Here is a 24,340-nt window from a genome sequence, read left to right as displayed (position 1 = left end):
ATTAATCAGTTAACTTTAAGCTTAATTTCTTGGATTTTCCGTCTCTTGTTATCTCAACTTCTACAGAATCACCAGAATTATGTTTTTGCTTTAAATCATTTATTTCTTGAACAGTTTTAACTTTTTTTCCATCAAACTTTGTTATAACGTCTCCAGGTAGTAATCCGGCTTTTTGAGCAGGACTAAATTCTTCAATTTGTTGAATGTATACTCCTATAGGAAGGTTATGCTCTTTAGATAGCTTGTCGTCAATATTTATAACGCCTATACCCATCTTTAGCACAGGTTTAATTAAATTTTGAATTTTAGGTTTAACAGCATTTATAGGAATAGCAAATCCAAGACCTTCAATTTGACTTCCTCCTATTTTAGCGGTGTTAATTCCAATTACTTGACCATATATGTTTACTAAAGCTCCACCGCTATTACCAGGGTTTATAGCAGCATCAGTTTGAAGATATTTTTGCTTTTGTCCTTCTACAGCCACTTCTCTATTTACGGCACTAATAACACCAGAGGTAACTGTACCTAAAAATTGTTTTCCAAGAGGGTTACCAATAGCTATAGCAGGATCACCAACTTGTATACTATCAGAATCTCCAAATTGAGCTACAGCAGGAACCTTTACATTTTCAGTAAGTTTAATTACTGCAAGATCCATAGCTGCATCGTAATTCACAAGTTTTGCAGGAATTTCTTTACCTTCACTTCCATTGTTGAATATTACAGTTATCTTTTTTGCTCCGTTAACTACGTGATAGTTAGTCAATATATATCCCTCTTCGCTGAAGATTATACCAGAGCCCATACCTTCTTGTTGCTCAGGAAAACCAAATAAGTCCACAGATGATGCGTTTTTAGTTGACACACCTACAACAGCAGGACCAACTTGTTTTGCAATATTAGCTACAGAAAGAGGAACTGAATTTGATGCTGTCTTCACAGCGCTATTTGAAGCATCTTTACTATTGCTTTTATCTCCAGCAGCACTAGTAGTTACTTTCTTACTATTATAATATTTTATAGTACTTACTGAAGCAGCCACTCCTCCTAAAGAGGCACATAAAACTCCAACTAGTACATAAGAAAGTACTTTTTTACCCATTCTCTTTGGCTTTTTATCTTTGTCAATGCTAGATTTAACTTCTACAAAGTGTTTATCAAAATCTTTATCTTCAAAATTGTTATTGAAATTATCCATAACTATTTCCTCCTATATATTCTCCATCCGTTTATCTATATAGTATCTTCCTTTTGTGACAATTTAATGACAGAGTTATTAAGTAAATGTTAATATATATGAAGATAAAGGTAATAGGTAATAGATAATAGATAATAAGTAATAGGTAATAGGTAATAGGTGCAAGGTTCTAGGTACTAGGATGAAAATCGCTAGTCGCTAGTTGGTTACTAATCTTTGCTAGTATTAGTGGTTAAAATAGTATAAAATATTTGAAATTAGCCATTTTTATAATAGGATACTTTTTAAAAAAGTCTCCCTATGCTAACGCATCTATTATTAACATTAATTCTTTAGTTTATCTTCTAAAATACGCCTTCAATTACTGTACGTTCTGGCTACCGCCATGCAAAATTATCATTTTGCTTCTTAGAGATTAGAGACTAGCCATTAGAGATTTTTATCCTAACACCTCCTACCTAGTACCTCTCGCCTAGTACCTAATTAATGCCTAAAGAAAAAAGCGACCTCCGTCGCTTTCTTCTTATTTTCCCTCAGTAATTTTCTTTATAAATGTATCCATATCGTCGGAAGCTTTTATGCGGACTCTGTTTAAGGTTAGGATGTTATCTTCACTATGTGCCCATTTTTGGACTGTGGTAACACCTAGAGTATAGCCAGCATCTTTGGTAGCTCTTAAAGTATCTTCGTTCCATTTCCCATAAGGATAGGCTATATAATCTATTTTTGTGTTTAATAATTTTTCAAGAACTTCCTTTGAGGCTTTTAATGTTTTTAATTGATCTTCATAGGAAGCTTTATTTAGTTTTTCATGATTAGTAGTATGACTCCCAATATCAATACCGTTTTTGTGAAGCTCTAATAGCTGTTTTGAATTTAGATAATAAGAATCTTTATCAATGGTATCAGTGATTACAAATATAGTTGCTGTAAATCCATTTTCTTTTAGTATTGGGTAGGCAGATAGAAAATTATCTGTATATCCATCGTCGAAGGTTAACACAATAGATTTATCAGGAAAAGGTTCATTATTTTTTAGATGCTTGTACAATTCGTCCATAGTTAAAGTTTTATAATTATTATCCTTAAGATATTTCATCTGCTGACTAAAATTTTCTATTGGCACTCTTAATTCATTCTTTTTTTCATAGGCTATAGAATGATACATAAGTATAGGAATAGTAGTATTATTAGCTTGTACATTTTCAGAGTTAGGATTAGCTAAAACAGTTTTAGAATTGCTTGTAGCTGAGCACCCTGAAAGCATTACAAAACATAATGAAACTATAATAAAAGTAAATAACTTTTTTAACATATCTAAAATCCTTTCTCATTAGTAAAGTTATATAGCATAACCATTATACTATAGAATGATAAAATAATCGACTAAATGGGATCTACTATATTTAGTTGAAAATAAAAATACTAATGGGAAATTCCCTATTAATTTTTAGCTAATAGGGAATTTATTTCTCCACCTACAAGTATAATAACAGAAGTTAAATAAAGCCACACCATTAAGGCTATAACAGCTCCTATACTTCCATAAAGTCTAGAATAGTTAGCAAAGTTATCTACATAGAAAGCAAAGCCTAGTGATACTACAATCCATCCTATAGTAGTAAAAATTGATCCAGGAAGTGCCTCGCTAAAGGTTGATTCCCTGCAGGGAGTTATTTTATAAAGCAGGGAAAAAATAAATATCATAATTAATAATGTAAGCAGATATCTAAAAGAATCCCATATATAGTGAAAGTTTGGAGGAAGGTTAAGCCATAAGCTTATCTTATATCCAAGTAGATTTCCAAGTACTAATAAAAAAAGTGAAAATATAATTAAAAAAGCAAGAACAAAGGTAGATAAAATGGATATAATCTGTAACTTCCAAAAGGAACGGCATTCATCTTCATCATAAGCTTTATTAAGAGCTTTAATTACAGCATTAAAGCCGCTTGAAGCTATCCATATGGTAATTAGTATACTAAGGGATAATAAATTCCCCTTTCTAAAATCAAATATTTCTATTACTGTGGTAGAAATTAAACTATAAACATTATAAGGTAGAATATTTTTTAAATTAATAAGTACATCATCACTTTTAATAGAACTGTAGCCAGCCAATGTAAATAAAAAAATTAAAAAAGGAAATAAGGATAGTAAAAGGCTATAGGACAGCTGAGAGGCTAAAGCTAGTATATCGTCATCTCTAAGTTTTTTCATTAATTTAATAAAAGGATTAGTTTTATCTATCTTTTTATACAATGTTATAACTCCTTTAATAAATTGTCTCTGTTTTAAAGACTGTTGATTTCGTATAATATCGAAAGCAATTCTAAATTTAGTATAACAACTGTAGCTAAACTTTCATTAACTCGCATAGCTCAGACAAATGAAAGTTCTTAACGCTACAATTGTTATACTAAATAAGAATTGTAATTTCTCATAAGCAGAGAACCCAAATCTATAATTTGGTGTGAATCGCTTACTCCTTGGAAGAATGACAAGGAGTTTCTCATTATAATGAACTCAAAAATCTTTAAAACAGAGCAAATAATATTTGTTTAATAGTTCCAAATAATATGTTTTGTAAATATCTATATTAATATTCTATAGAGTATCACTACAAAATATATCTTCAAAATATTAACAAAAGTTTTGAAAAGTATAAAAGTGGTAAACTACAATATACTAACCTACAAGAAAATTTTAGCATAGAAATTAATAAAAATCTCTTCAATAAAAAGGAAAAAGAGTAGTTATAAAGAAGATATAAGTATATATAGAAAATTCAGAAAATGAATTTTGTTAAAGAAGTACAATATGTGTGGAGGATTTATATGTTAAAAAGTGATATTAAAGTGGGGATGAAATTAGAATTAGTTGATTTAAGAGAAGAAGCCTATATGGCGGTAGTAGAATTAGTAAAAGAGAGTTGTATATTAGTAAAGATAATAGTAGGGAATAGAGAAGGTCCTAAAATAAAACAAAATTATAAAAATAAAATACTTATGTACGCAAATGAACGAGTATATTCTGGTGAAACGACTATGATTGGAATTAGGGGAGAAGGGGAATGTCTAAGAGCTATTTTAACAATACCAGAGGAGCTGGAGAAAATTGAAAGAAGAAAATATTTTAGATTTCCTATAGAAATAGATTTAGATTATGTTCTAATACCTAAAGGAGAGGAATACATTCAAATGAAAGATATTCCTAAAGATTATATTTACAGTATGAAGGGGACAAACTGTATTGATATAAGTGGTGGCGGTATAAAAATATTTATTGAAGAGCCAGCAGAGATTGGACAACAATTGCTAATATCAATATTTATTCCAGAAGAGTTAAGGATATTATGTACAGTTGCAAGAATAGAAAAAGATATAGAACATGAAAGATATAAGGCTGGATTAAAATTTGAAAATATAAGTGAAAGAAGTAGAGACAAGATAATAGAATTTATATTCCAACAGGTAAGATAAAATTTACAGAATAATTTTTTAGATTTTTTTGTGTTAAAGTAATAAGAATATTTTAAAATCTACGAAAATAAGATGTATAGTATATATTATAAAAGAAAGTTTATGAAAAGTTTATGAAAAGAATTCATAAATTTTAAATTATAAGGAAAATGTTAAATAATAAACCAACATCTATTGCAATTTGAGATAAAATAGTATAAAATCATTTCGATACCAAAAAAATGTGAAAAATTTTCTTTAATATGCAAACTTTTATAAAATTTAAACGTATATATATATGAATTTGTCCATATGAGTATATTAGAATTATATAATTAATGGTAAAACCTATATATAATCTAAGATTTACCATGAATAAATTATATACTTTTTGTTGATAAATGGGACAAAAACCTATATAATAAATATTGTATCAAATATGGTAATTGAGTAATGTATTTCATTAAGGTGAATATATTCTATATTTTTTAAAAATATAGAAGGAAAATTGCCATCTTTGTAGAATATAAATATAATTGCTGTATTATGAAGGAATCATACCTATTCATTAGTATGTTTCCCGATTTTACATAAATTATTCAAAGATTTAGTTAATAATTTTTTAAATTATAAATTTAATCAAAAATGGGAGGGAACAAAAGTGATTAAAAAGAAGATGAGTGTACTTCTTGCAGCTGTATTAGTTGCATCAGGAGTAGGAATGGCTAAACCAGCACTAGCTGCAACAGCACCAAAGGTAATTTATGCTCAACCAGCAATCACAATGGCTGAAGTAGGAGATGATTTCTCATTTGCACTTCAATCAGATGTTGCAGAAAATGTTCAATATCAAGTTTGGGCACAAAACATTGCAACAGGAAAGTGGTTTGAGTTAACTAAAGGTTATTCAGAAGCTGTAAAAGGAAATGAACCATTTATACCTGCAGCAGTTAACCAATTACCAGCTGGAGCATACAAAGCTTCAATATGGGTAAAAGCAGAAGGATCAAAGGCTAAGTACGACAACTACTTAACAACAAACTTCAAAATCCAAAAAGATGGATACTTTGCTTCAAGAGCAAAAATGGACAATTTAGGATTAAAAGATACTTATTCAGTAGATGAATTCGTAGCTATCCAAGGAAATGATCAATACAAACTTCACATATATAATCCAGCAATAGAAAACAGAAAAGAAGCTTGGACTATAGATGGAAACTACAACACAGCTGCAGAAACTTCAAAAGAAGTTAAATTCACAGCTCCAGGAAAATATCTTGTAGATGTTTGGGGCAAAAAAGCTGACAGCACAAACAGATATGATGGATGGGTACTAAAAGTTGTTACAGTTGAAGAACAAAAAGGAATAGCTGTAGAAACTTCTGTAAAAGCAGCAACAGTTGGTTCATCTGTAACTGTTAAGAGTGCATATCCAGGAGCAGCAAGCTATCAAATATTTGATGGTGAAAAACAAGTAACTGGAGTTGCTAAATTAGGTGAAGCAACAACTATGTATCCAGCTAACAAAGAAGGACAAAAATACACAGTTAAACTTTTAGATGCTAAAGGAACAGTATTAAAATCAGCTTCTGTAGTACTTGGAGAAACTGCTATGGTTGAAGCTCCAGTAGTAAAAGAAGTAAAAGTTGATGCTACATTTAAGCCAGCAACAGTTGGTTCATCTGTAACTGTAACAGCTGATCTTGAAGGAGCAGTAAAATTCCAAGTATTTAGAGGAGACAAACAAATAACTGGAGCTGCTGAATTAGGAAAAGCAACAACTGCTTATCCAGCTGCTAAAGATGGAGAAGAAGTAACAGTTAAATTATTAGATGCACAAGACAATGTTCTTCAAGTAGTTGAAAATGTTAAATTAGTTCAAGCTAAATAGTTTGGATATAAAAAGGTATAAGTAATTGGACAAAAGGAAATTTGCTTTCCTTTTGAGACCAAATTTTAAATATGTTAACTTATAAAAAAATACGGGAGGTAAGTTATAAATGAATAAGAAAAAACTTGGAAAAGTAACAGGCGTTGCAGCAGCATCTTTCTTAATAGCTGGAACAACTGCTTTCACAGCATTCGCAGCAATGCCATCAGGTACAGCTGTAATAGGCGATAAAGCTTATGACTTAAACTATGTAAATGATCCTGCTAATGAAGCAGAAATCGTAGCAGCAATGCAAAAAGCAAATTTTAAAGTATATGTTAAAGACTTTGCTGGAAATTGGATTGTAAACGAAACTGAATCTGCTTTAACTGATTTATCAGTAATTCCAGCAGTAGAATACAAAAACGCTAAAGGCGAAGTTACTAAATACGACGCTAAAGATGGAAATGTAGCTTCAGATGTAGTAAAAGTTGAATCAGTAAGTGCTATTAATGCTAAACAAATTCAAGTAACATTTAATCAACCAGTTGAAGCAGTTTCTGCAGAAAGTTCAGACAATTATTTTATTCAAACAAATTCTGATGCTAATCCTGTTGATTTAACAACAAAGGATGCAACTGCAACTGTAGAATTATCAAGCGATGGTAAAACTGTAATTATTACTACTACAAGCGATATTAATACAAGCTTGGGTGGTATTAATGTAGGTACACCATTTAAATTCACAGTGAAGAATGTAAAGAGTGCTAATGGATCAAATGTTGTAGAAAAAACAACTGTTACTTTAGCTTCTAAAGATGAAGTAGCACCAACATTAACAACAGTTTCAGCTAAAGCTAAAACAACTACAACTAGTGTAACATTAAAATTTAGTGAGCCTATAGACATTACTGGTGCCATAGCTTATGTTGGAGGAGAATCTGCAACTATTCAAAATAGTTCAACACCAAATGAAGTTACGCTTACTACTTCTCAAGCACTTAGTGCGGATAAATCATATGAATTAACATTATTGAACTTTAAAGATTATGCAGGTAATTTTTTACAAAATAACCCAACTACAACTAGCTTTACAGTTACTCCAGATGCTATTGCTCCTGTAGTACAAAACATTACTGTTGTTCGTGATAATCTTATAGAAGTTACTTTTGATAAAGCAATGGATACAACTACTTTTGCAGGCAATTCTCGTGTGCTTGATCTTAATGGTGTAGCAAGAGATGGTGGTATAACTGCTACAGTAAAATCAAACACAAGTGGAAAGACAATAAGACTAGCATTAGCAGCAACAGTTCCGTTTAATGATAGCAATTCATTTGCAGGTACATTAGTATTAGGTGATTCAATTAAAGATAAATCAGGTAATGCTATAGCTTCTACTAATCGTGCTATAACAATTACTAAAGATACTGTACGCCCAACTGTTTTAGGAACTGCATATGTAGCTCCAGGTGGACAGTATTCAGGTACAACATATGCTAATGGTGCAATTGTTGTTAAATTTAGTGAAGAAGTTACTGCTCCAGGAAGCGATATTAAGTTAATTACATCTAATGGTGTAGATACTTCTGCTAGCCTTAGCATTGCTGCAAGAGCAGTTAATACAAATGATGCTAAAGAAGTAATCGTTCCGTTAACAGGTGGATTGACTACTGGAAACTATATAGTACGTGTTGGTAATGATGTAGTACAAGATTTATCTACTCAACTTAACAAGAATGTTGCTTCTACAATAGCAGTAAAAGTAGATTCTTCTTCAGATACAACAAAACCTATAGTAGTATCACCGGCTACAAGCCATACAGCTGCAACTACTCAGTCTACTGGTACAACTATAGTAGTTAATATTACTGACAACGTAGGATTAGATCTTGCTACTGTACAAAATGTTAGCAACTATCTATTAAATGGTAAACCATTACCAGCAGGAAGCTATATAACAATTGCGCACAATGGTTCAAGCACAGATACAGCTGCAACTGATGTTAGTGCAACTATAAATATACCAGCAATGTCAATAACTAAAGATGATACTTATACACTTAATGTTAACAATGTAAAAGACAAGGCTGGCAACGTAGCACTTCCTAAGGTTGATAATGCTATAGTGTTAGTTGATGATGTTTCACCAGAACTTAAGACAGCTACAATTTCTAGCAATGGTTTACTTGTATTAGGATTTACAGAAGATGTAAGTGCTGTTGCAGCAGGAACACTTAATGACTTACAATTTACAATTAACGGTACACAAGTAGCTGTAGCAAAAAATACAAACATTGTAGCATTTGCCGATGGTACTGGTACTGATACTGGAAAGTATGTTCTAACATTCAAAGCTTTAGTAGATAACGGAGCAGATAATAATGCTGGTACTACTGCTGATAATCGTCTATTCTTAGATGTGGATGGTAGTGGAGCTTATAATGCTGGAGATATATTAATTCAAACTGGAACAACTAAAGTAGTTGGAGCAGTTGATCTTGACATAGCAAATGTATCAACATTAAAAGTTAAAGTAGTTGATAGCACTACTGTAAAGGATGCAAGTAGCCTTACTAATCCAATCAAAGTTGGTACTACAATTACTGTTAAATAGTAGCAAGCTCAGTCCCAACAGGTCCTTCGCAAGGACCCCAGGGGTGTTAGCAAGCGCAGTCCCAACAGGTCCTTCGCAAGGACCCCAGGGGTGTAGCAAGCTCAGTCCCAACAGGTCCCTCGCAAGGACCCCAGGGGTGTAAAATTTTCCAGTGACAAGCTGTGAAAATAAATGAAATAAAAAATGAGAGAGGGATAGCTCAAAAGGTTATCCTTCTCAAATTTAAATAGATGAACGGAATGAATCATTTCAAAGGACACAAAATGGTTAGGTCATATCACTAATTGAAAAAACAAAATACATATCTATTCTTTTAAAAGAACCTTTTCAGGTTCTTTTTTTCTGCTCTAAATGCAGATTTAGCGAATCTAAACTAATTGACTTGAAATACACAAAGTTTATAGATATAATTTAAGTATAAACTTTATGGTTGTGAAACAGACTAACACCCCAGGGGTGTAAAATCTATTATGATATCGTAAATTAAATAAAGGGGTGTGGGATTTTATGCCAACAATAAGTATGTTTTATGGAATAATTATAAGGATGTATTGTGCGCCAAAAGAACATTCACCATCCCATTTTCATGCTTTTTATGGAGATTAGCAAGCTCAGTCCCAACAGGTCCTTCACAAGGACCCCAGGGGTGTATAATTTTCCAGTGACAAGCTGTGGAAAATATGATAGCAAGCTCGCTTCGCTGGCAACGACCCCCGAGGGTCGTGAAAATGACATTGGCCCTCGGGGGTTAAGAATCATCTGACAGGATGGTTCTTTTTTTATTTTCACAAGCACAAGGTTCGCCAAAGGTATCCAATAATGTTCTTTCTAAAGATTTTCCAGGGTAGGCTTATATTTCTAAATAGCTGTCAAAAATTAAGATAATCATAATATGTTTAGAGAGGAAGAATACAATAAATGACTAATGTGGCTAGGGTATGGTACCCTAATGCAATTTATCATATAACGGCAAGAGGAAACAGGAGAAACGACATATTTAAAGATGAGTAGCAAGCTCGCTTCGCTCGCAACGACCCCCGAGGGTCGTGAATACTCGGAGGGTAAGAATCATCTGAGAGGATGGTTCTTTTTTTATTTTCACAAGCACAAGGTCCCCCAAAGGTAGCCAATAATGTTCTTGCTAAAGATTTTCCGGAGTATCAAGCTCGCTTCGCTCGCAAGGACCCCCGAGGGTCATGAACAAAGAGCTTTCATTTTAAGGCTCTTTGTTCTGCGCTAAAGCTTCACTTAGCGAATTTAAACTTATTTACTTGAAATAAACAAAGTTTATATATATAATTTATATATAAACTTTATGGTGGTGAAATAAATGGATAAAGATTTAATTGATTTATTTAGAAATATATTAAAAGAAGAATTAAATCCAATAAAAATTCAGTTAGAAGAAAACACTAATATACTTAAAGCTTTAGAACATAAAGTTGATGTTTTATCAGCTGAACAGCAAAATTTAAAACATGAAGTTGCTGAAATAAAGGGAGAAATCAAAGCTGTAAGAAAAGATTTAAGTAATGTTGAAGTTATTACAGCTAGTAATTGGAGTGACATAGCAAAATTAAAAGCAGTAAAATAGCATAGAATCGTCAGAAATGGCGGTTCTTTTTTTCGTGGAGCAAGCTCGCTTCGCTGGCAACGACCCCCGAGGGTAGTGAATACTCGGGGGTTAAGAATCATCTGAGAGGATGGTTCTTTTTTTATTTTCACAAGCACAAGGTCCCCCAAAGGTAGCCAATAATGTTCTTGCTAAAGATTTTCCGGAGTAGGTTTATATTTCTAAATAGCTGTCAAAAATTAAGATAATCATAATATGTTTAGAGAGGAAGAATACAATAAATGACTAATGTGGCTAGGGTATGGTATCCTAATGCAATTTATCATATAACGGCAAGAGGAAACAGGAGAAACGACATATTTAAAGATGAGGAAGATTTTCAAGTGTATTTAACTATTATAGAAGGAGGCCTTGAATACTTTAAAAATGAATTTGAAATTTTATGTTATTGCCTTATGGATAATCACGTACACCTTTTATTACATACTAAGGAAATGCATTTAAAGTATTTTGTTTCTAGGGTAAATAGTATTTATGCTAAGTTTTTTAATAAAAAGTATAACTATATAGGGCACCTGTATCAAGATAGGTATTTTTCAGAAATTATTGAATCAGACACTCAGCTGATTGAAACTAGCAGATATATACATCTTAATCCAGTGAGAGCAAATATGGTAAGAAAACCTGAAGAATATAAGTGGAGTAGCTACTCTATGTACATAGGAACTAGGGAAGAAAAACTTATAAATTCAGAAAAAATACTTTCTTATTTTAAGGAAGATATAAAAAGAGATTTATATAAAACCTTTGTTAAAAATGGAGTAAAAGCTAAATATGAAGAGGAAGTGATTTAATTGGCTTCGGTTATAAATAGTTTTGCTATATCAGGAATAGATGCCTATGTAGTTAACATAGAGACGGATACAATATATGGCCAGCCTTCCGTTTCTATAGTTGGATTAGGTGATGCAGCGGTAAAAGAGTCAAGGGAAAGATTAGAAGCTGCTATAAACCACGAAAAATATGAATTTCCCAAAATGAAAATTGTAATAAACTTAGCTCCTTGTGATATGAAAAAAAGTGGATCACATTTTGACTTAGGCATGGCCTTAGGTATATTGCTTCAAACAAAGCAAATAACTGTAGATGAGATTAATGAATTTGGATTTATAGGGGAACTATCACTTAATGGAGAGCTAAGGCCTTGTTCTGGAATACTTCCTATGGCTATAGAAGCTAAAAGAAACAATATAACAAACTTAATTGTTCCTAAGGACAATTTGCAAGAAGCATCATTAGTTAAAGGTATAAATATTTTCGCCTTTGATACTTTATATGATGTAGTAAGATTTTTAGAAGACTCAACTACCTATAAACCCTTAGAAGAATACAAAGATGACCATAAAATTCAAAGGGATTATCTATTTGACTTTGAAGATGTTCAAGGACAAGACTCAGCTATAGATTACGTAGTTGCAGCAGCTTCAGGTGGGCATAATATTATAATGTCTGGTTCTCCTGGCTGTGGAAAATCTATGATAGCTAAGAGAATACCCACAATATTGCCTTCTATGACTGAAGAAGAAGCACTAGAAGTAACTAAAATATACAGCGTTTCAGGACTGTTAAAAAATAAAGGAAGTTTAATAACTCAAAGGCCTTTTAGATCACCTCACCATAATGCTTCAATGAATTCACTTATAGGTGGAGGCAACAACGCTATGCCCGGTGAAATATCCCTAGCTCACAATGGAGTTTTATTTTTAGATGAAATAGCTGAATTCAATAGAAAGGCTTTAGAAGCATTAAGACAACCTCTAGAAGATAGTATAGTTACAATTTCAAGAGTAAAATATACTCACACTTACCCAGCAAACTTTATGTTGGTAGCAGCTATGAACCCTTGTCCATGTGGATATTATGGAAATGAGAAATGCCAATGTACAGATTATGAAGTTATAAAATACAGACAAAAGATTTCAGGGCCAATATTGGACAGAATAGATATACAAAAATATGTTCAACCAGTAGCCTTTATGGAGTTATCTGATTGCACCAAAGGAATAAGCTCCAGAATACTAAGGGAAAGAGTTGAAAGAGCAAGGGAAATACAAAGTGAAAGATATAAAGATATAGAAGGCGTAAATAGTAATTCACAAATGACTTCCTCCTTAATAAAAGAGTTTTGTTCACTAGATGGAGAGGGGAAAAAGCTGTTACAGTTAGCTTATGACAGGTTTAAGTTTAGTGCTAGATCCTATCATAAATACTTAAAAGTTGCTAGAACTTTTGCAGATATAGATGAATCTAAAAATATTAGAAAACAGGACATTTTTAAAGCGTTAATGTGCAGAGATTTAGAAAAAGAACAGTCAAATATGATGGTAGTTTAGAGGTATATTATGAAGGAAAATTATCTGTATTGGGTATGGTTAAATGAATTGAAAGGGATTGGCCCTGTAACAGCTAAAAAACTACTTAATAGATTTATGTCCCCAGAAAATATTTATAATGCAACAAAAGAGGAAATAAGAGCATTAGAAGACATAGGAGATAAGCTTGTAGAAGTTATTATTCAATCTAAAGATTTAAATCCTGCTAAAAAAATTATAGAAAGATGCGAAAAACAAAATATAAGTATTGTTACATATGAGGAAAAGAAGTTTCCATCAGGCATAAGAAGTTACCCTAACATGCCTATTTTTCTATATTATAAGGGTAATCTTTATGAGGATATTTCAGGGGTAGCAATAGTAGGTTCAAGAAGATGTAGCGATTATGGAAAACAAGTTACAGTTGAAGCAGCAAAGTTTTTAGCAGAAAATAAAATCCCTGTTATAAGCGGTATGGCTAAGGGAATAGACAGTTATGCTCATACGGCATGCATAAAATCACTTGGTTATACTGTGGCTTTTCTTGGTTGTGGGGTAGACATATGTTATCCAAAAGAGCATGCTGAACTTATGAAAAACATAACTGAAACTGGTGCAATAATCTCAGAATATGCTCCAGGTGTAACGCCAAGCCCTCAGAACTTTCCCAAGAGAAATAGACTTATAAGTGCATGCTCTGAAAAAATTTTAATTGTAGAAGCAGGGGAGAAAAGCGGTGCCTTGATTACAGCTGAATATGCAAAGGAACAGAATAAAGAAGTATTTGCTGTTCCCAATAATATATACTCAAAAGAAAGTAAAGGTACAAACAAACTTATATCCGAAGGTGCTAGTATTTATCTAAATCCTAGCCAATTGTTTATAAATAATTCTATCAGTTTAGATACAATAGCAAGCTCGCTTCGCTGGCAACGACCCCCGAGGGTCGTGAAAATGACATTGGCCCTCGGGGGTTAAGAATCATCTGACAGGATGGTTCTTTTTTATTTTCACAAGCACAAGGTTCGCCAAAGGTATCCAATAATGTTCTTTCTAAAGATTTTCCAGGGTAGGTTTATATCTCTAAATAGCTGTCAAAAATTAAGATAATCATAATATGTTTAGAGAGGAAGAATACAATAAATGACTAATGTGGCTAGGGTATGGTACCCTAATGCAATTTATCATATAACGGCAAGAGGAAACAGGAGAAATGACATATTTAAAGATGAGGAAGATTTTCAAGTGTATTTAACTATTATAGAAGGAAGCCTTGAATACTTTAAAAATGAATTTGAAATTTTATGTTATTGCCTTATGGATAATCACGTACACCTTTTATTACATACTAAGGAAATGCATTTAAAGTATTTTGTTTCTAGGGTAAATAGTATTTATGCTAAGTTTTTTAATAAAAAGTATAACTATATAGGGCACCTGTATCAAGATAGGTATTTTTCAGAAATTATTGAATCAGACACTCAGCTGATTGAAACTAGCAGATATATACATCTTAATCCAGTGAGAGCAAATATGGTAAGAAAACCTGAAGAATATAAGTGGAGTAGCTACTCTATGTACATAGGAACTAGGGAAGAAAAACTTATAAATTCAGAAAAAATACTTTCTTATTTTAAGGAAGATATGAAAAGAGATTTATATAAAACTTTTGTTAAAAATGGAGTAAAAGCTAAATATGAAGAGGAAGTGATTTAATTGGCTTCAGTTATAAATAGTTTTGCTATATCAGGAATAGATGCCTATGTAGTTAACATAGAGACGGATACTATATATGGGCAGCCATCTGTTTCTATAGTTGGATTAGGAGATGCAGCGGTTAAGGAATCAAGAGAACGGCTGGAGGCTGCTATAAACCACGAAAAGTATGAATTTCCCAAAATGAAAATTGTAATAAACCTAGCTCCTTGTGATATGAAAAAAAGTGGATCACATTTTGACTTAGGCATGGCTTTAGGTATATTGCTTCAAACAAAGCAAATAACTTTAGATGAGATTAATAAATTTGGATTTATAGGGGAGCTGTCACTTAATGGAGAGTTAAGACCTTGCTCTGGAATACTTCCTATGGCTATAGAAGCTAAAAGACATAATATAACAAACTTAATTGTTCCTAAGGACAATTTGCAAGAAGCATCATTAGTTAAAGGTATAAATATTTTTGCCTTTGATACTTTATATGATGTAGTAAGATTTTTAGAAGACTCAACTACCTATAAACCCTTAGAAGAATACAAAGATGACCATAGAATTCAAAGGGATTATCTATTTGACTTTGAAGATGTTCAAGGACAAGACTCAGCTATAGATTACATAGTTGCAGCAGCTTCAGGTGGGCATAATATTATAATGTCTGGTTCTCCTGGCTGTGGAAAATCCATGATAGCTAAGAGAATACCCACAATATTGCCTTCTATGACGGAAGAAGAAGCACTAGAAGTAACTAAAATATACAGCGTTTCAGGACTATTAAAAAATAAAGGAAGTTTAATAACTCAAAGACCTTTTAGATCGCCTCACCATAACGCTTCAATGAATTCACTTATAGGTGGAGGCAACAACGCTATGCCCGGTGAAATATCCTTAGCTCACAATGGAGTTTTATTTTTAGATGAAATAGCTGAATTCAATAGAAAGGCTTTAGAAGCATTAAGACAACCTCTAGAAGATAGTATAGTTACAATTTCAAGAGTAAAATATACTCACACTTACCCAGCAAACTTTATGTTGGTAGCAGCTATGAACCCTTGTCCATGTGGATATTATGGAAATGAGAAATGCCAATGTACAGATTATGAAGTTATAAAATACAGACAAAAGATTTCAGGGCCAATATTGGACAGAATAGATATACAAAAATATGTTCAACCAGTAGCCTTTATGGAGTTATCTGATTGCACCAAAGGAATAAGCTCCAGAATACTAAGGGAAAGAGTTGAAAGAGCAAGGGAAATACAAAGTGAAAGATATAAAGATATAGAAGGCGTAAATAGTAATTCACAAATGACTTCCTCCTTAATAAAAGAGTTTTGTTCACTAGATGGAGAGGGGAAAAAGCTGTTACAGTTAGCTTATGACAGGTTTAAGTTTAGTGCTAGATCCTATCATAAATACTTAAAAGTTGCTAGAACTTTTGCAGATATAGATGAATCTAAAAATATTAGAAAACAGGACATTTTTAAAGCGTTAATGTGCAGAGATTTAGAAAAAGAACAGTCAAATATGATGGTAGTTTAGAGGTATATTATGAAGGAAAATTATCTGTATTGGGTATGGTTAAATGAATTGAAAGGGATTGGCCCTGTAACAGCTAAAAAACTACTTAATAGATTTATGTCCCCAGAAAATATTTATAATGCAACAAAAGAGGAAATAAGAGCATTAGAAGACATAGGAGATAAGCTTGTAGAAGTTATTATTCAATCTAAAGATTTAAATCCTGCTAAAAAAATTATAGAAAGATGCGAAAAACAAAATATAAGTATTGTTACATATGAGGAAAAGAAGTTTCCATCAGGCATAAGAAGTTACCCTAACATGCCTATTTTTCTATATTATAAGGGTAATCTTTATGAGGATATTTCAGGGGTAGCAATAGTAGGTTCAAGAAGATGTAGCGATTATGGAAAACAAGTTACAGTTGAAGCAGCAAAGTTTTTAGCAGAAAATAAAATCCCTGTTATAAGCGGTATGGCTAAGGGAATAGACAGTTATGCTCATACGGCATGCATAAAATCACTTGGTTATACTGTGGCTTTTCTTGGTTGTGGGGTAGACATATGTTATCCAAAAGAGCATGCTGAACTTATGAAAAACATAACTGAAACTGGTGCAATAATCTCAGAATATGCTCCAGGTGTAACGCCAAGCCCTCAGAACTTTCCCAAGAGAAATAGACTTATAAGTGCATGCTCTGAAAAAATTTTAATTGTAGAAGCAGGGGAGAAAAGCGGTGCCTTGATTACAGCTGAATATGCAAAGGAACAGAATAAAGAAGTATTTGCTGTTCCCAATAATATATACTCAAAAGAAAGTAAAGGTACAAACAAACTTATATCCGAAGGTGCTAGTATTTATCTAAATCCTAGCCAATTGTTTATAAATAATTCTATCAGTTTAGATACAATAGCAAGCTCGCTTCGCTGGCAACGACCCCCGAGGGTCGTGAAAATGACATTGGCCCTCGGGGGTTAAGAATCATCTGACAGGATGGTTCTTTTTTATTTTCACAAGCACAAGGTTCGCCAAAGGTATCCAATAATGTTCTTTCTAAAGATTTTCCAGGGTAGGTTTATATCTCTAAATAGCTGTCAAAAATTAAGATAATCATAATATGTTTAGAGAGGAAGAATACAATAAATGACTAATGTGGCTAGGGTATGGTACCCTAATGCAATTTATCATATAACGGCAAGAGGAAACAGGAGAAATGACATATTTAAAGATGAGGAAGATTTTCAAGTGTATTTAACTATTATAGAAGGAAGCCTTGAATACTTTAAAAATGAATTTGAAATTTTATGTTATTGCCTTATGGATAATCACGTACACCTTTTATTACATACTAAGGAAATGCATTTAAAGTATTTTGTTTCTAGGGTAAATAGTATTTATGCTAAGTTTTTTAATAAAAAGTATAACTATATAGGGCACCTGTATCAAGATAGGTATTTTTCAGAAATTATTGAATCGGACACTCAGCTGATTGAAACTAGCAGATATATACATCTTAATCCAGTGAGAGCAAATATGGTAAGAAAACCTGAAGAATATAAGTGGAGTAGCTACTCTATGTACATAGGAACTAGGGAAGAAAAACTTATAAATTCAGAAAAAATACTTTCTTATTTTAAGGAAGATATGAAAAGAGATTTATATAAAACTTTTGTTAAAAATGGAGTAAAAGCTAAATATGAAGAGGAAGTGATTTAATTGGCTTCAGTTATAAATAGTTTTGCTATATCAGGAATAGATGCCTATGTAGTTAACATAGAGACGGATACTATATATGGGCAGCCATCTGTTTCTATAGTTGGATTAGGAGATGCAGCGGTTAAGGAATCAAGAGAACGGCTGGAGGCTGCTATAAACCACGAAAAGTATGAATTTCCCAAAATGAAAATTGTAATAAACCTAGCTCCTTGTGATATGAAAAAAAGTGGATCACATTTTGACTTAGGCATGGCTTTAGGTATATTGCTTCAAACAAAGCAAATAACTTTAGATGAGATTAATAAATTTGGATTTATAGGGGAGCTGTCACTTAATGGAGAGTTAAGACCTTGCTCTGGAATACTTCCTATGGCTATAGAAGCTAAAAGACATAATATAACAAACTTAATTGTTCCTAAGGACAATTTGCAAGAAGCATCATTAGTTAAAGGTATAAATATTTTTGCCTTTGATACTTTATATGATGTAGTAAGATTTTTAGAAGACTCAACTACCTATAAACCCTTAGAAGAATACAAAGATGACCATAGAATTCAAAGGGATTATCTATTTGACTTTGAAGATGTTCAAGGACAAGACTCAGCTATAGATTACATAGTTGCAGCAGCTTCAGGTGGGCATAATATTATAATGTCTGGTTCTCCTGGCTGTGGAAAATCCATGATAGCTAAGAGAATACCCACAATATTGCCTTCTATGACGGAAGAAGAAGCACTAGAAGTAACTAAAATATACAGCGTTTCAGGACTATTAAAAAATAAAGGAAGTTTAATAACTCAAAGACCTTTTAGATCGCCTCACCATAACGCTTCAATGAATTCACTTATAGGTGGAGGCAACAACGCTATGCCCGGTGAAATATCCCTAGCTCACAATGGAGTTTTATTTTTAGATGAAATAGCTGAATTCAATAGAAAAAGCTTAGAAGCCTTAAGACAGCCCTTAGAGGATAATATAGTCACTATATCAAGAGTCAAATATACTAACACTTACCCTGCAAACTTCATGCTTGTAGCAGCTATGAACCCTTGTCCATGTGGATATTATGGGAATGAAAAATGCCAATGTACAGATTATGAAGTTATAAAATATAGACAAAAAATATCCGGTCCTATATTAGATAGAATAGATATACAAAAATATGTTCAACCTGTAGATTTTATGGAGCTATCTGATTACTCCAAAGGAATAAGTTCTAATGAATTAAGAAAAAGGGTTGAAATAGCAAGGAAAATACAAAGCAAAAGGTATAAGGGTATAGACGGAGTAAATAGTAATTCACAAATGACTTCCTCCTTAATAAAAGAGTTTTGTGCACTAGATGGAGAGGGGAAAAAGCTGTTACAGTTAGCTTATGACAGGTTTAAGTTTAGTGCTAGGTCTTATCATAAATACTTAAAAGTTGCTAGAACTTTTGCGGATATAGATGAATCCAAGAATATTAGAAAACAGGATATTTTTAAAGCATTAATGTGCAGAGATTTAGAAAAAGAACAATCAAATATGATGGTAGTTTAGAGGTATATTATGAAGGAAGATTATCTATATTGGATATGGTTAAATGAATTAAAAGGAATTGGCCCTGTAACAGCTAAAAAACTGCTTAGTAGACTTGTGACACCAGAAAGGATTTATAATGCAACAAAAGAGGAAATAAGAGGATTAGAAGACATAGGAGATAAGCTTGTAGAAGTTATTATTCAATCTAAAGATTTAAATTCTGCTAAAAGAATTATAGAGGAATGTAAAAAACAAAATATAGATATTGTTACATATGAGGAAAAGGAGTTTCCATCAGGCATAAAAAGTTACCCTAACATGCCTATCTTGCTATATTATAAGGGAAATCTTTATGAGGATGTTTCAGGGGTAGCAATAGTAGGTTCAAGAAGATGTAGCGATTATGGAAAACAAGTTACAGTTGAAGCAGCAAAGTTTTTAGCAGAAAATAAAATTCCTGTTATAAGCGGTATGGCTAAGGGAATAGACAGTTATGCTCATACAGCTTGCATAAAGTCGGGTGGATATACTATGGCTTTTCTTGGATGTGGATTAGATATATGCTACCCAAAGGAACATTATGAGCTTATGAAAAGCATAGTTGAAACTGGCGTAATAATCTCTGAATATGCTCCAGGTGTAACGCCAAGCCCTCAGAACTTTCCAAAGAGAAACAGACTTATAAGTGCATGCTGTCAAAAAATTTTAACTGTAGAAGCAGGAGAGAAAAGTGGCGCCTTAATTACAGCTGAATATGCAAAGGAACAGAATAAAGAAGTATTTGCTGTTCCCAATAGTATATACTCAAAAGAAAGCAAAGGTACAAACAAACTTATATCCGAAGGTGCTAGTATCTATCTGAACACTAGCCAGTTGATTATAAATAATACTATGAATTTTGTTTCTGAGAAGAGATTAAAAAATAAATCTAGCTACATTACTGATGAAGAAAGACATATATTGACTATAATTAAGAGTAAAGCCTACACAATAGATGAAATAATTGTATTGCTTAAAGTGGATAAATCAATTATTTTAGACACTCTATTTTCAATGGAATTAGAAGGGAAAGTTAAGTGTGTAGGAGGGAAGTACTTTTCTTAAAGACCCTCGGGGGTTAAAACCTCCATTATCAAATATAATAGATATTGAAGATCATATGAAAGAATAATAGTGGCAATAGATGAAGATCCACCAGCAGTTAGTCGTCTATATACAAAAGAAAGGGTTCCTTAATTAGGAACCCATATTAATTGATTTGATTTTAATTGAAATGAATTACGTGATGTGATTTATATATGAGAGATATTTATTATATTTAGCCTATTAGCTTAATGTATCAGCTAATGCTTGAGTTACTTCTACTTCTATAGTGTATAGGCTTCCTTGATAGAATCCTGTTATTGTTGTCTTACCAGCACCTTTTGCTGTTACAAGACCGATTGCGTCTACTGTAGCTACTGATTCGTTAGATGAAGCCCAAGTTGTTGAAGCAGTTACGTCTTTTTCTACTCCGTATTGATCTTTACCTAACAATGTGATTTGACCAGTTGTTACCGTGTCCACTTCACCTTCTGCATCTTTACCAAGTACTAATTGTACTCCTTCAGCAGTTTTATTTTCATCTACAGTGTCTTTAATTACTACTGATGACTTATTTACTACTGATGCATCATCTGAGAATGTTAAATCTATTGAAGTTGTCTTTCCGTTAGCTGTAAGAAGGCTTATTGTTATAACGCCATCTTTATCGCCTATACCTGTTGCAGCTGTATTTACTCCCTCTTTTGCTTTAATCTTTATTGTTGAACCGTCTTTAGTTACAGTAACTAAGTCTGAATCAGCAATTACATTAATTGCACTTGCAGGAACATCTAAAGTTCCACCATTTACTTTATATGTTAAAGTTATTTCTTGATCTTGTGCATCGTCTGTTCCGTTGTTGTATACTTTATAGTTATATGCATCAAATACTATTGTGTCTATGTTTGTATTGTCGCCAACTGTTACGTTAGCAGTTGCTTTTATTGCATTATTTGCTACTGATCTTACAACTACAGTTCCGTTACCTGTAGCTACTCCAGTATATGTTATATACATCTTTTTAGCAGTTGAATCATAAGTAACTTCAGCAGAAACCTTTCCACCTTCGATAGCTGGTATTTCAACCATTGCAGGGTCAATTATAGCTTTTCCATATTGATCTAATACAACTATTTCTTTTTTAACCTTAGCACCAGGAATTACTGTAATATTTGTATCAGCTAGAGTTATTGATTTTACTGCACTTTTAGCTTTTACAGTTACATTTAATGTGTCTTGTATTGGTGTTGCAACAGCATTATCTAATGAAATAGTTAACACTGTATCAGCAGCAAAATCTTTTACAGAAGCTGCATCTGGAACAAATTTTAGTGCAATACCTTCAGCATCAGTTAATGTAGCATCTACTATAGCTCCCTTTGCATCATGTTTGTAGTAAACAAGATTTGCAAATCCAGCCACATCATCAGTTCCCTTTTTAACTGATAAATTCCAACCTGTAGTATCTGGGATTATTTCATCACCTTTGTTATCTTTTACGCTTATTACTCTATAAACTGGAGTTGTAGAATTAGCTATTATAGTGTTATCTACAATGTTTGCTCCAAGTTCAATAGATTGAAGTGTTGTAACTTCAGATGTAGCAGAAATATCATAAGTTGCTACTGTTCCATTTATGCTTACTCTTACTGTATAATCTCCAGCAGCTGTTGCATTGAATCTTAAAGCTTTAACTACTGTTGTACCAGTTGCTCCAGCTATTGATGAACCATTTGCATCTAATTCTTCTATTTCAAGATCTGTAGAAACTTGTCCATTTTTATAAACTGTTGTTAAAACATTAGTAGAAGTTACATCTATAGCTTCACCATGAGTGTTTCTAACTACTAAATCTGATTTTTGCTTTGTATCAACTTTTAGTATTGGAAGTGATATAGGATCAATTTTTGTTGCAACTGGATTTAATGTAGTTACTACGTCAAATTTAGCAGCTTTTATAACATCTTCTGCATCAAAAGCTGTTCCTACGTATGGAGTTATTTCGTATGTTCCTGATTTTAATGTCTTAGCGCTGATTACTATGTCGTTTTTATCAGAACCAGTGCCGCCTCTTAATGAAGCTGAAACTACAACATCACTTGCAGCTGTTCCTTGAGTTTTAGCAACTACGTTAAATTTAATCATGTCTGCTGTTAATACAGCACCATCATTTTGAGTTATTTTTCTATATTTAACTACTTCATTGTTGTATTGAGTAGCTGGGTTTTCATCAGTTAAAGATAGTGTTGTCAACTTGGCTGCTCCAATTTGAACTGTATAAGTAGCTTTTCTTCCGTTTGCTATGTTGTATGCTTCTACAGTTAGAGTACCAGCTTTTTTAGCTGTAAATGTTACTGTATTTACTTGTGTATCATTGTTTGCTTCATTAGCATCTCCAAGAACACCTGCTGGATCTATTAAGTCTTTTCCTTCTACTACTACCCATCTTACTAGAGTATTTCCAGCACCAGCATCTAGTATTGGATTGTTGAATTGATCTCTTACATCAGCAGTTAATGTAATTTGATCTTCTGGTAATACATCTTTAACAGGAGCTACTTGACGTCCGTTTGCTGCAATATAAGTAGCTGCAATAGATTTAACATCTGTTGCTACTAGTGTGGCTGCTTTACCAACTGTATAGCTTACAGGAGCTACTGTAAACGCTTTACCTTCAGCATCTTTGTTTCCTACTGTTAATTCTAGAACATCATTTTCAGCCAAAGCTTTTGTAACTGTAACTTTTAATAATCCGTTGCTTGTTACAGATGTTGTTACTTCAGAAGATAATAATGGCATTCCGTTTTTCTTTCCAGTAATTGTTATGTTTCCTACAGCACCTAAAGATAGAGCATCTCCGTATTGATCTTTAGCACTGAAGAATACTTCTGTAGAGCTGCTAGCAGCTACTCCAGTTGTAACTTTTTCAAATGTTTTTCCGTATTTAGTATTAGCTATTTTAGCTACGAATGTGTTATTAGCTATAGTTGTCCAATCTGCGCTTACAGTGTAAGTTGTGGCATCAACTAGTTTCTTGCTTGTATCTGTTATAATAAAACTAGCCTTACCATCTGCAAGACTAGCATATGCAGCTGTTAAAGTTACGTCCCCAGCTGTTACAGTTATTTCTTTGTTAACTAAATCTTCAGATGTTACTGCACTGTCGAATGTTACTTGAATTGTTGTTGCGTTAATAGCACTTATTTTACCAAAAAATATGGTTAAAAAATCCAACATGAAAATGGCTATATAGCTTGTCCAAGAGGCTATGGAAAAATTTGACCAGTGTAAAATAAATATTAAATAAATAATGTAATTTATAATATTTGACAGAACTTTTTTAAATATTTAATAAATATAAAATATTGTTTACAAGAAAAAATATTATAAAAATAAAGAATCAGTTTTTATGTGGACAAAATGTGGATAAGATAGTTTGAAATTATATAGATTATACACAATATTAACTTTTATAGACAATTATGGGTTTACTCAGTAACACCATAATTTTTTTTATTTTTAATTATTGCCAATGTAAGGAAAAAAATACAAAGGAGTATAATAAAATTTTGCAGATATAAAAAATTTATTATTGTTGTGAGCAAAAAAGATATTTATGCTGGAAATTAAAAATATACTACTTGAAGTTAATATATATTAATGTTAAAATGTAGCCATAAAAATTAATGGTG

Annotated in this window: 18 protein-coding genes; 14 read left to right on the top strand and 4 right to left on the bottom strand. The window is 32.5% G+C overall.

The window, feature by feature from the left end:
- Position 1 precedes the first annotated feature (1 nt).
- The 3 genes from ACWW38_RS04765 to ACWW38_RS04755 form a co-directional block, all read right to left on the bottom strand.
- A complete protein-coding gene (locus tag ACWW38_RS04765) occupies positions 2-1,201 on the bottom strand; it encodes a S1C family serine protease (RefSeq protein ID WP_456259664.1) in 1,200 nt (399 codons plus the stop codon).
- A gap of 523 nt (positions 1,202-1,724) precedes the next feature.
- Positions 1,725-2,516, bottom strand: coding sequence for a polysaccharide deacetylase family protein (locus tag ACWW38_RS04760; RefSeq protein WP_456259663.1), 792 nt, complete (start codon positions 2,514-2,516; stop codon positions 1,725-1,727).
- A 128-nt stretch (positions 2,517-2,644) separates the two neighbouring features.
- The gene (locus tag ACWW38_RS04755; protein WP_456259662.1) at positions 2,645-3,463 is read right to left on the bottom strand and encodes a YihY/virulence factor BrkB family protein; all 819 of its coding nucleotides are present in this window, start codon (positions 3,461-3,463) and stop codon (positions 2,645-2,647) included.
- Positions 3,464-4,038: 575 nt separating this feature from the next.
- Here ACWW38_RS04755 and ACWW38_RS04750 point away from each other — a divergent pair.
- From ACWW38_RS04750 to dprA (ACWW38_RS04685), 14 genes are all read left to right on the top strand, one after another.
- Positions 4,039-4,683: a flagellar brake protein gene (locus ACWW38_RS04750; RefSeq protein WP_456259661.1), complete on the top strand. Its 645-nt coding sequence runs from the start codon at positions 4,039-4,041 to the stop codon at positions 4,681-4,683.
- Positions 4,684-5,323: 640 nt separating this feature from the next.
- Positions 5,324-6,553 carry a hypothetical protein gene (locus ACWW38_RS04745; protein ID WP_456259660.1) on the top strand — a complete coding sequence of 410 codons (1,230 nt, stop codon included), beginning with the start codon at positions 5,324-5,326 and terminating at the stop codon, positions 6,551-6,553.
- Positions 6,554-6,662: 109 nt separating this feature from the next.
- Positions 6,663-9,149, top strand: a complete 2,487-nt coding sequence (locus tag ACWW38_RS04740) for an Ig-like domain-containing protein (protein WP_456259659.1) — start codon at positions 6,663-6,665, stop codon at positions 9,147-9,149.
- Between the two features lie 507 nt (positions 9,150-9,656).
- Complete coding sequence (locus tag ACWW38_RS04735; protein WP_456259658.1) at positions 9,657-9,755, top strand: DUF4160 domain-containing protein; 99 nt, start codon at positions 9,657-9,659, stop codon at positions 9,753-9,755.
- Between the two features lie 724 nt (positions 9,756-10,479).
- On the top strand, positions 10,480-10,743 hold the full coding sequence (locus ACWW38_RS04730; protein WP_456259657.1) for a hypothetical protein: 264 nt from the start codon (positions 10,480-10,482) through the stop codon (positions 10,741-10,743).
- 260 nt (positions 10,744-11,003) lie between these two features.
- Complete coding sequence (locus ACWW38_RS04725) at positions 11,004-11,576, top strand: transposase (RefSeq protein WP_456259656.1); 573 nt, start codon at positions 11,004-11,006, stop codon at positions 11,574-11,576.
- Complete coding sequence (locus ACWW38_RS04720) at positions 11,577-13,115, top strand: YifB family Mg chelatase-like AAA ATPase (protein ID WP_456259655.1); 1,539 nt, start codon at positions 11,577-11,579, stop codon at positions 13,113-13,115.
- Positions 13,116-13,124: 9 nt separating this feature from the next.
- Positions 13,125-14,072, top strand: coding sequence for a DNA-processing protein DprA (gene dprA / locus ACWW38_RS04715; protein ID WP_456259653.1), 948 nt, complete (start codon positions 13,125-13,127; stop codon positions 14,070-14,072).
- Positions 14,073-14,237: 165 nt separating this feature from the next.
- Positions 14,238-14,810, top strand: a complete 573-nt coding sequence (locus tag ACWW38_RS04710; protein ID WP_456259652.1) for a transposase — start codon at positions 14,238-14,240, stop codon at positions 14,808-14,810.
- Positions 14,811-16,349: a YifB family Mg chelatase-like AAA ATPase gene (locus ACWW38_RS04705; RefSeq protein WP_456259654.1), complete on the top strand. Its 1,539-nt coding sequence runs from the start codon at positions 14,811-14,813 to the stop codon at positions 16,347-16,349.
- Between the two features lie 9 nt (positions 16,350-16,358).
- Positions 16,359-17,306, top strand: coding sequence for a DNA-processing protein DprA (dprA, locus tag ACWW38_RS04700; RefSeq protein WP_456259653.1), 948 nt, complete (start codon positions 16,359-16,361; stop codon positions 17,304-17,306).
- Positions 17,307-17,471: 165 nt separating this feature from the next.
- Positions 17,472-18,044 carry a transposase gene (locus tag ACWW38_RS04695; protein ID WP_456259652.1) on the top strand — a complete coding sequence of 191 codons (573 nt, stop codon included), beginning with the start codon at positions 17,472-17,474 and terminating at the stop codon, positions 18,042-18,044.
- Complete coding sequence (locus tag ACWW38_RS04690) at positions 18,045-19,583, top strand: YifB family Mg chelatase-like AAA ATPase (protein ID WP_456259651.1); 1,539 nt, start codon at positions 18,045-18,047, stop codon at positions 19,581-19,583.
- Positions 19,584-19,592: 9 nt separating this feature from the next.
- The gene (dprA, locus tag ACWW38_RS04685) at positions 19,593-20,669 is read left to right on the top strand and encodes a DNA-processing protein DprA (protein WP_456259650.1); all 1,077 of its coding nucleotides are present in this window, start codon (positions 19,593-19,595) and stop codon (positions 20,667-20,669) included.
- 222 nt (positions 20,670-20,891) lie between these two features.
- On the opposite strand, the gene ACWW38_RS04680 is transcribed toward dprA (ACWW38_RS04685), so the two are convergent.
- Complete coding sequence (locus tag ACWW38_RS04680) at positions 20,892-23,885, bottom strand: Ig-like domain-containing protein (RefSeq protein ID WP_456259649.1); 2,994 nt, start codon at positions 23,883-23,885, stop codon at positions 20,892-20,894.
- Between the last annotated feature and the right edge of the window lie 455 nt (positions 23,886-24,340).

The organism is Clostridium sp. JNZ J1-5 (assembly GCF_053901425.1).
The sequence above is the reverse complement of the archived record's forward strand: the minus strand, read 5'-3'. Positions and strand labels throughout refer to the sequence as shown.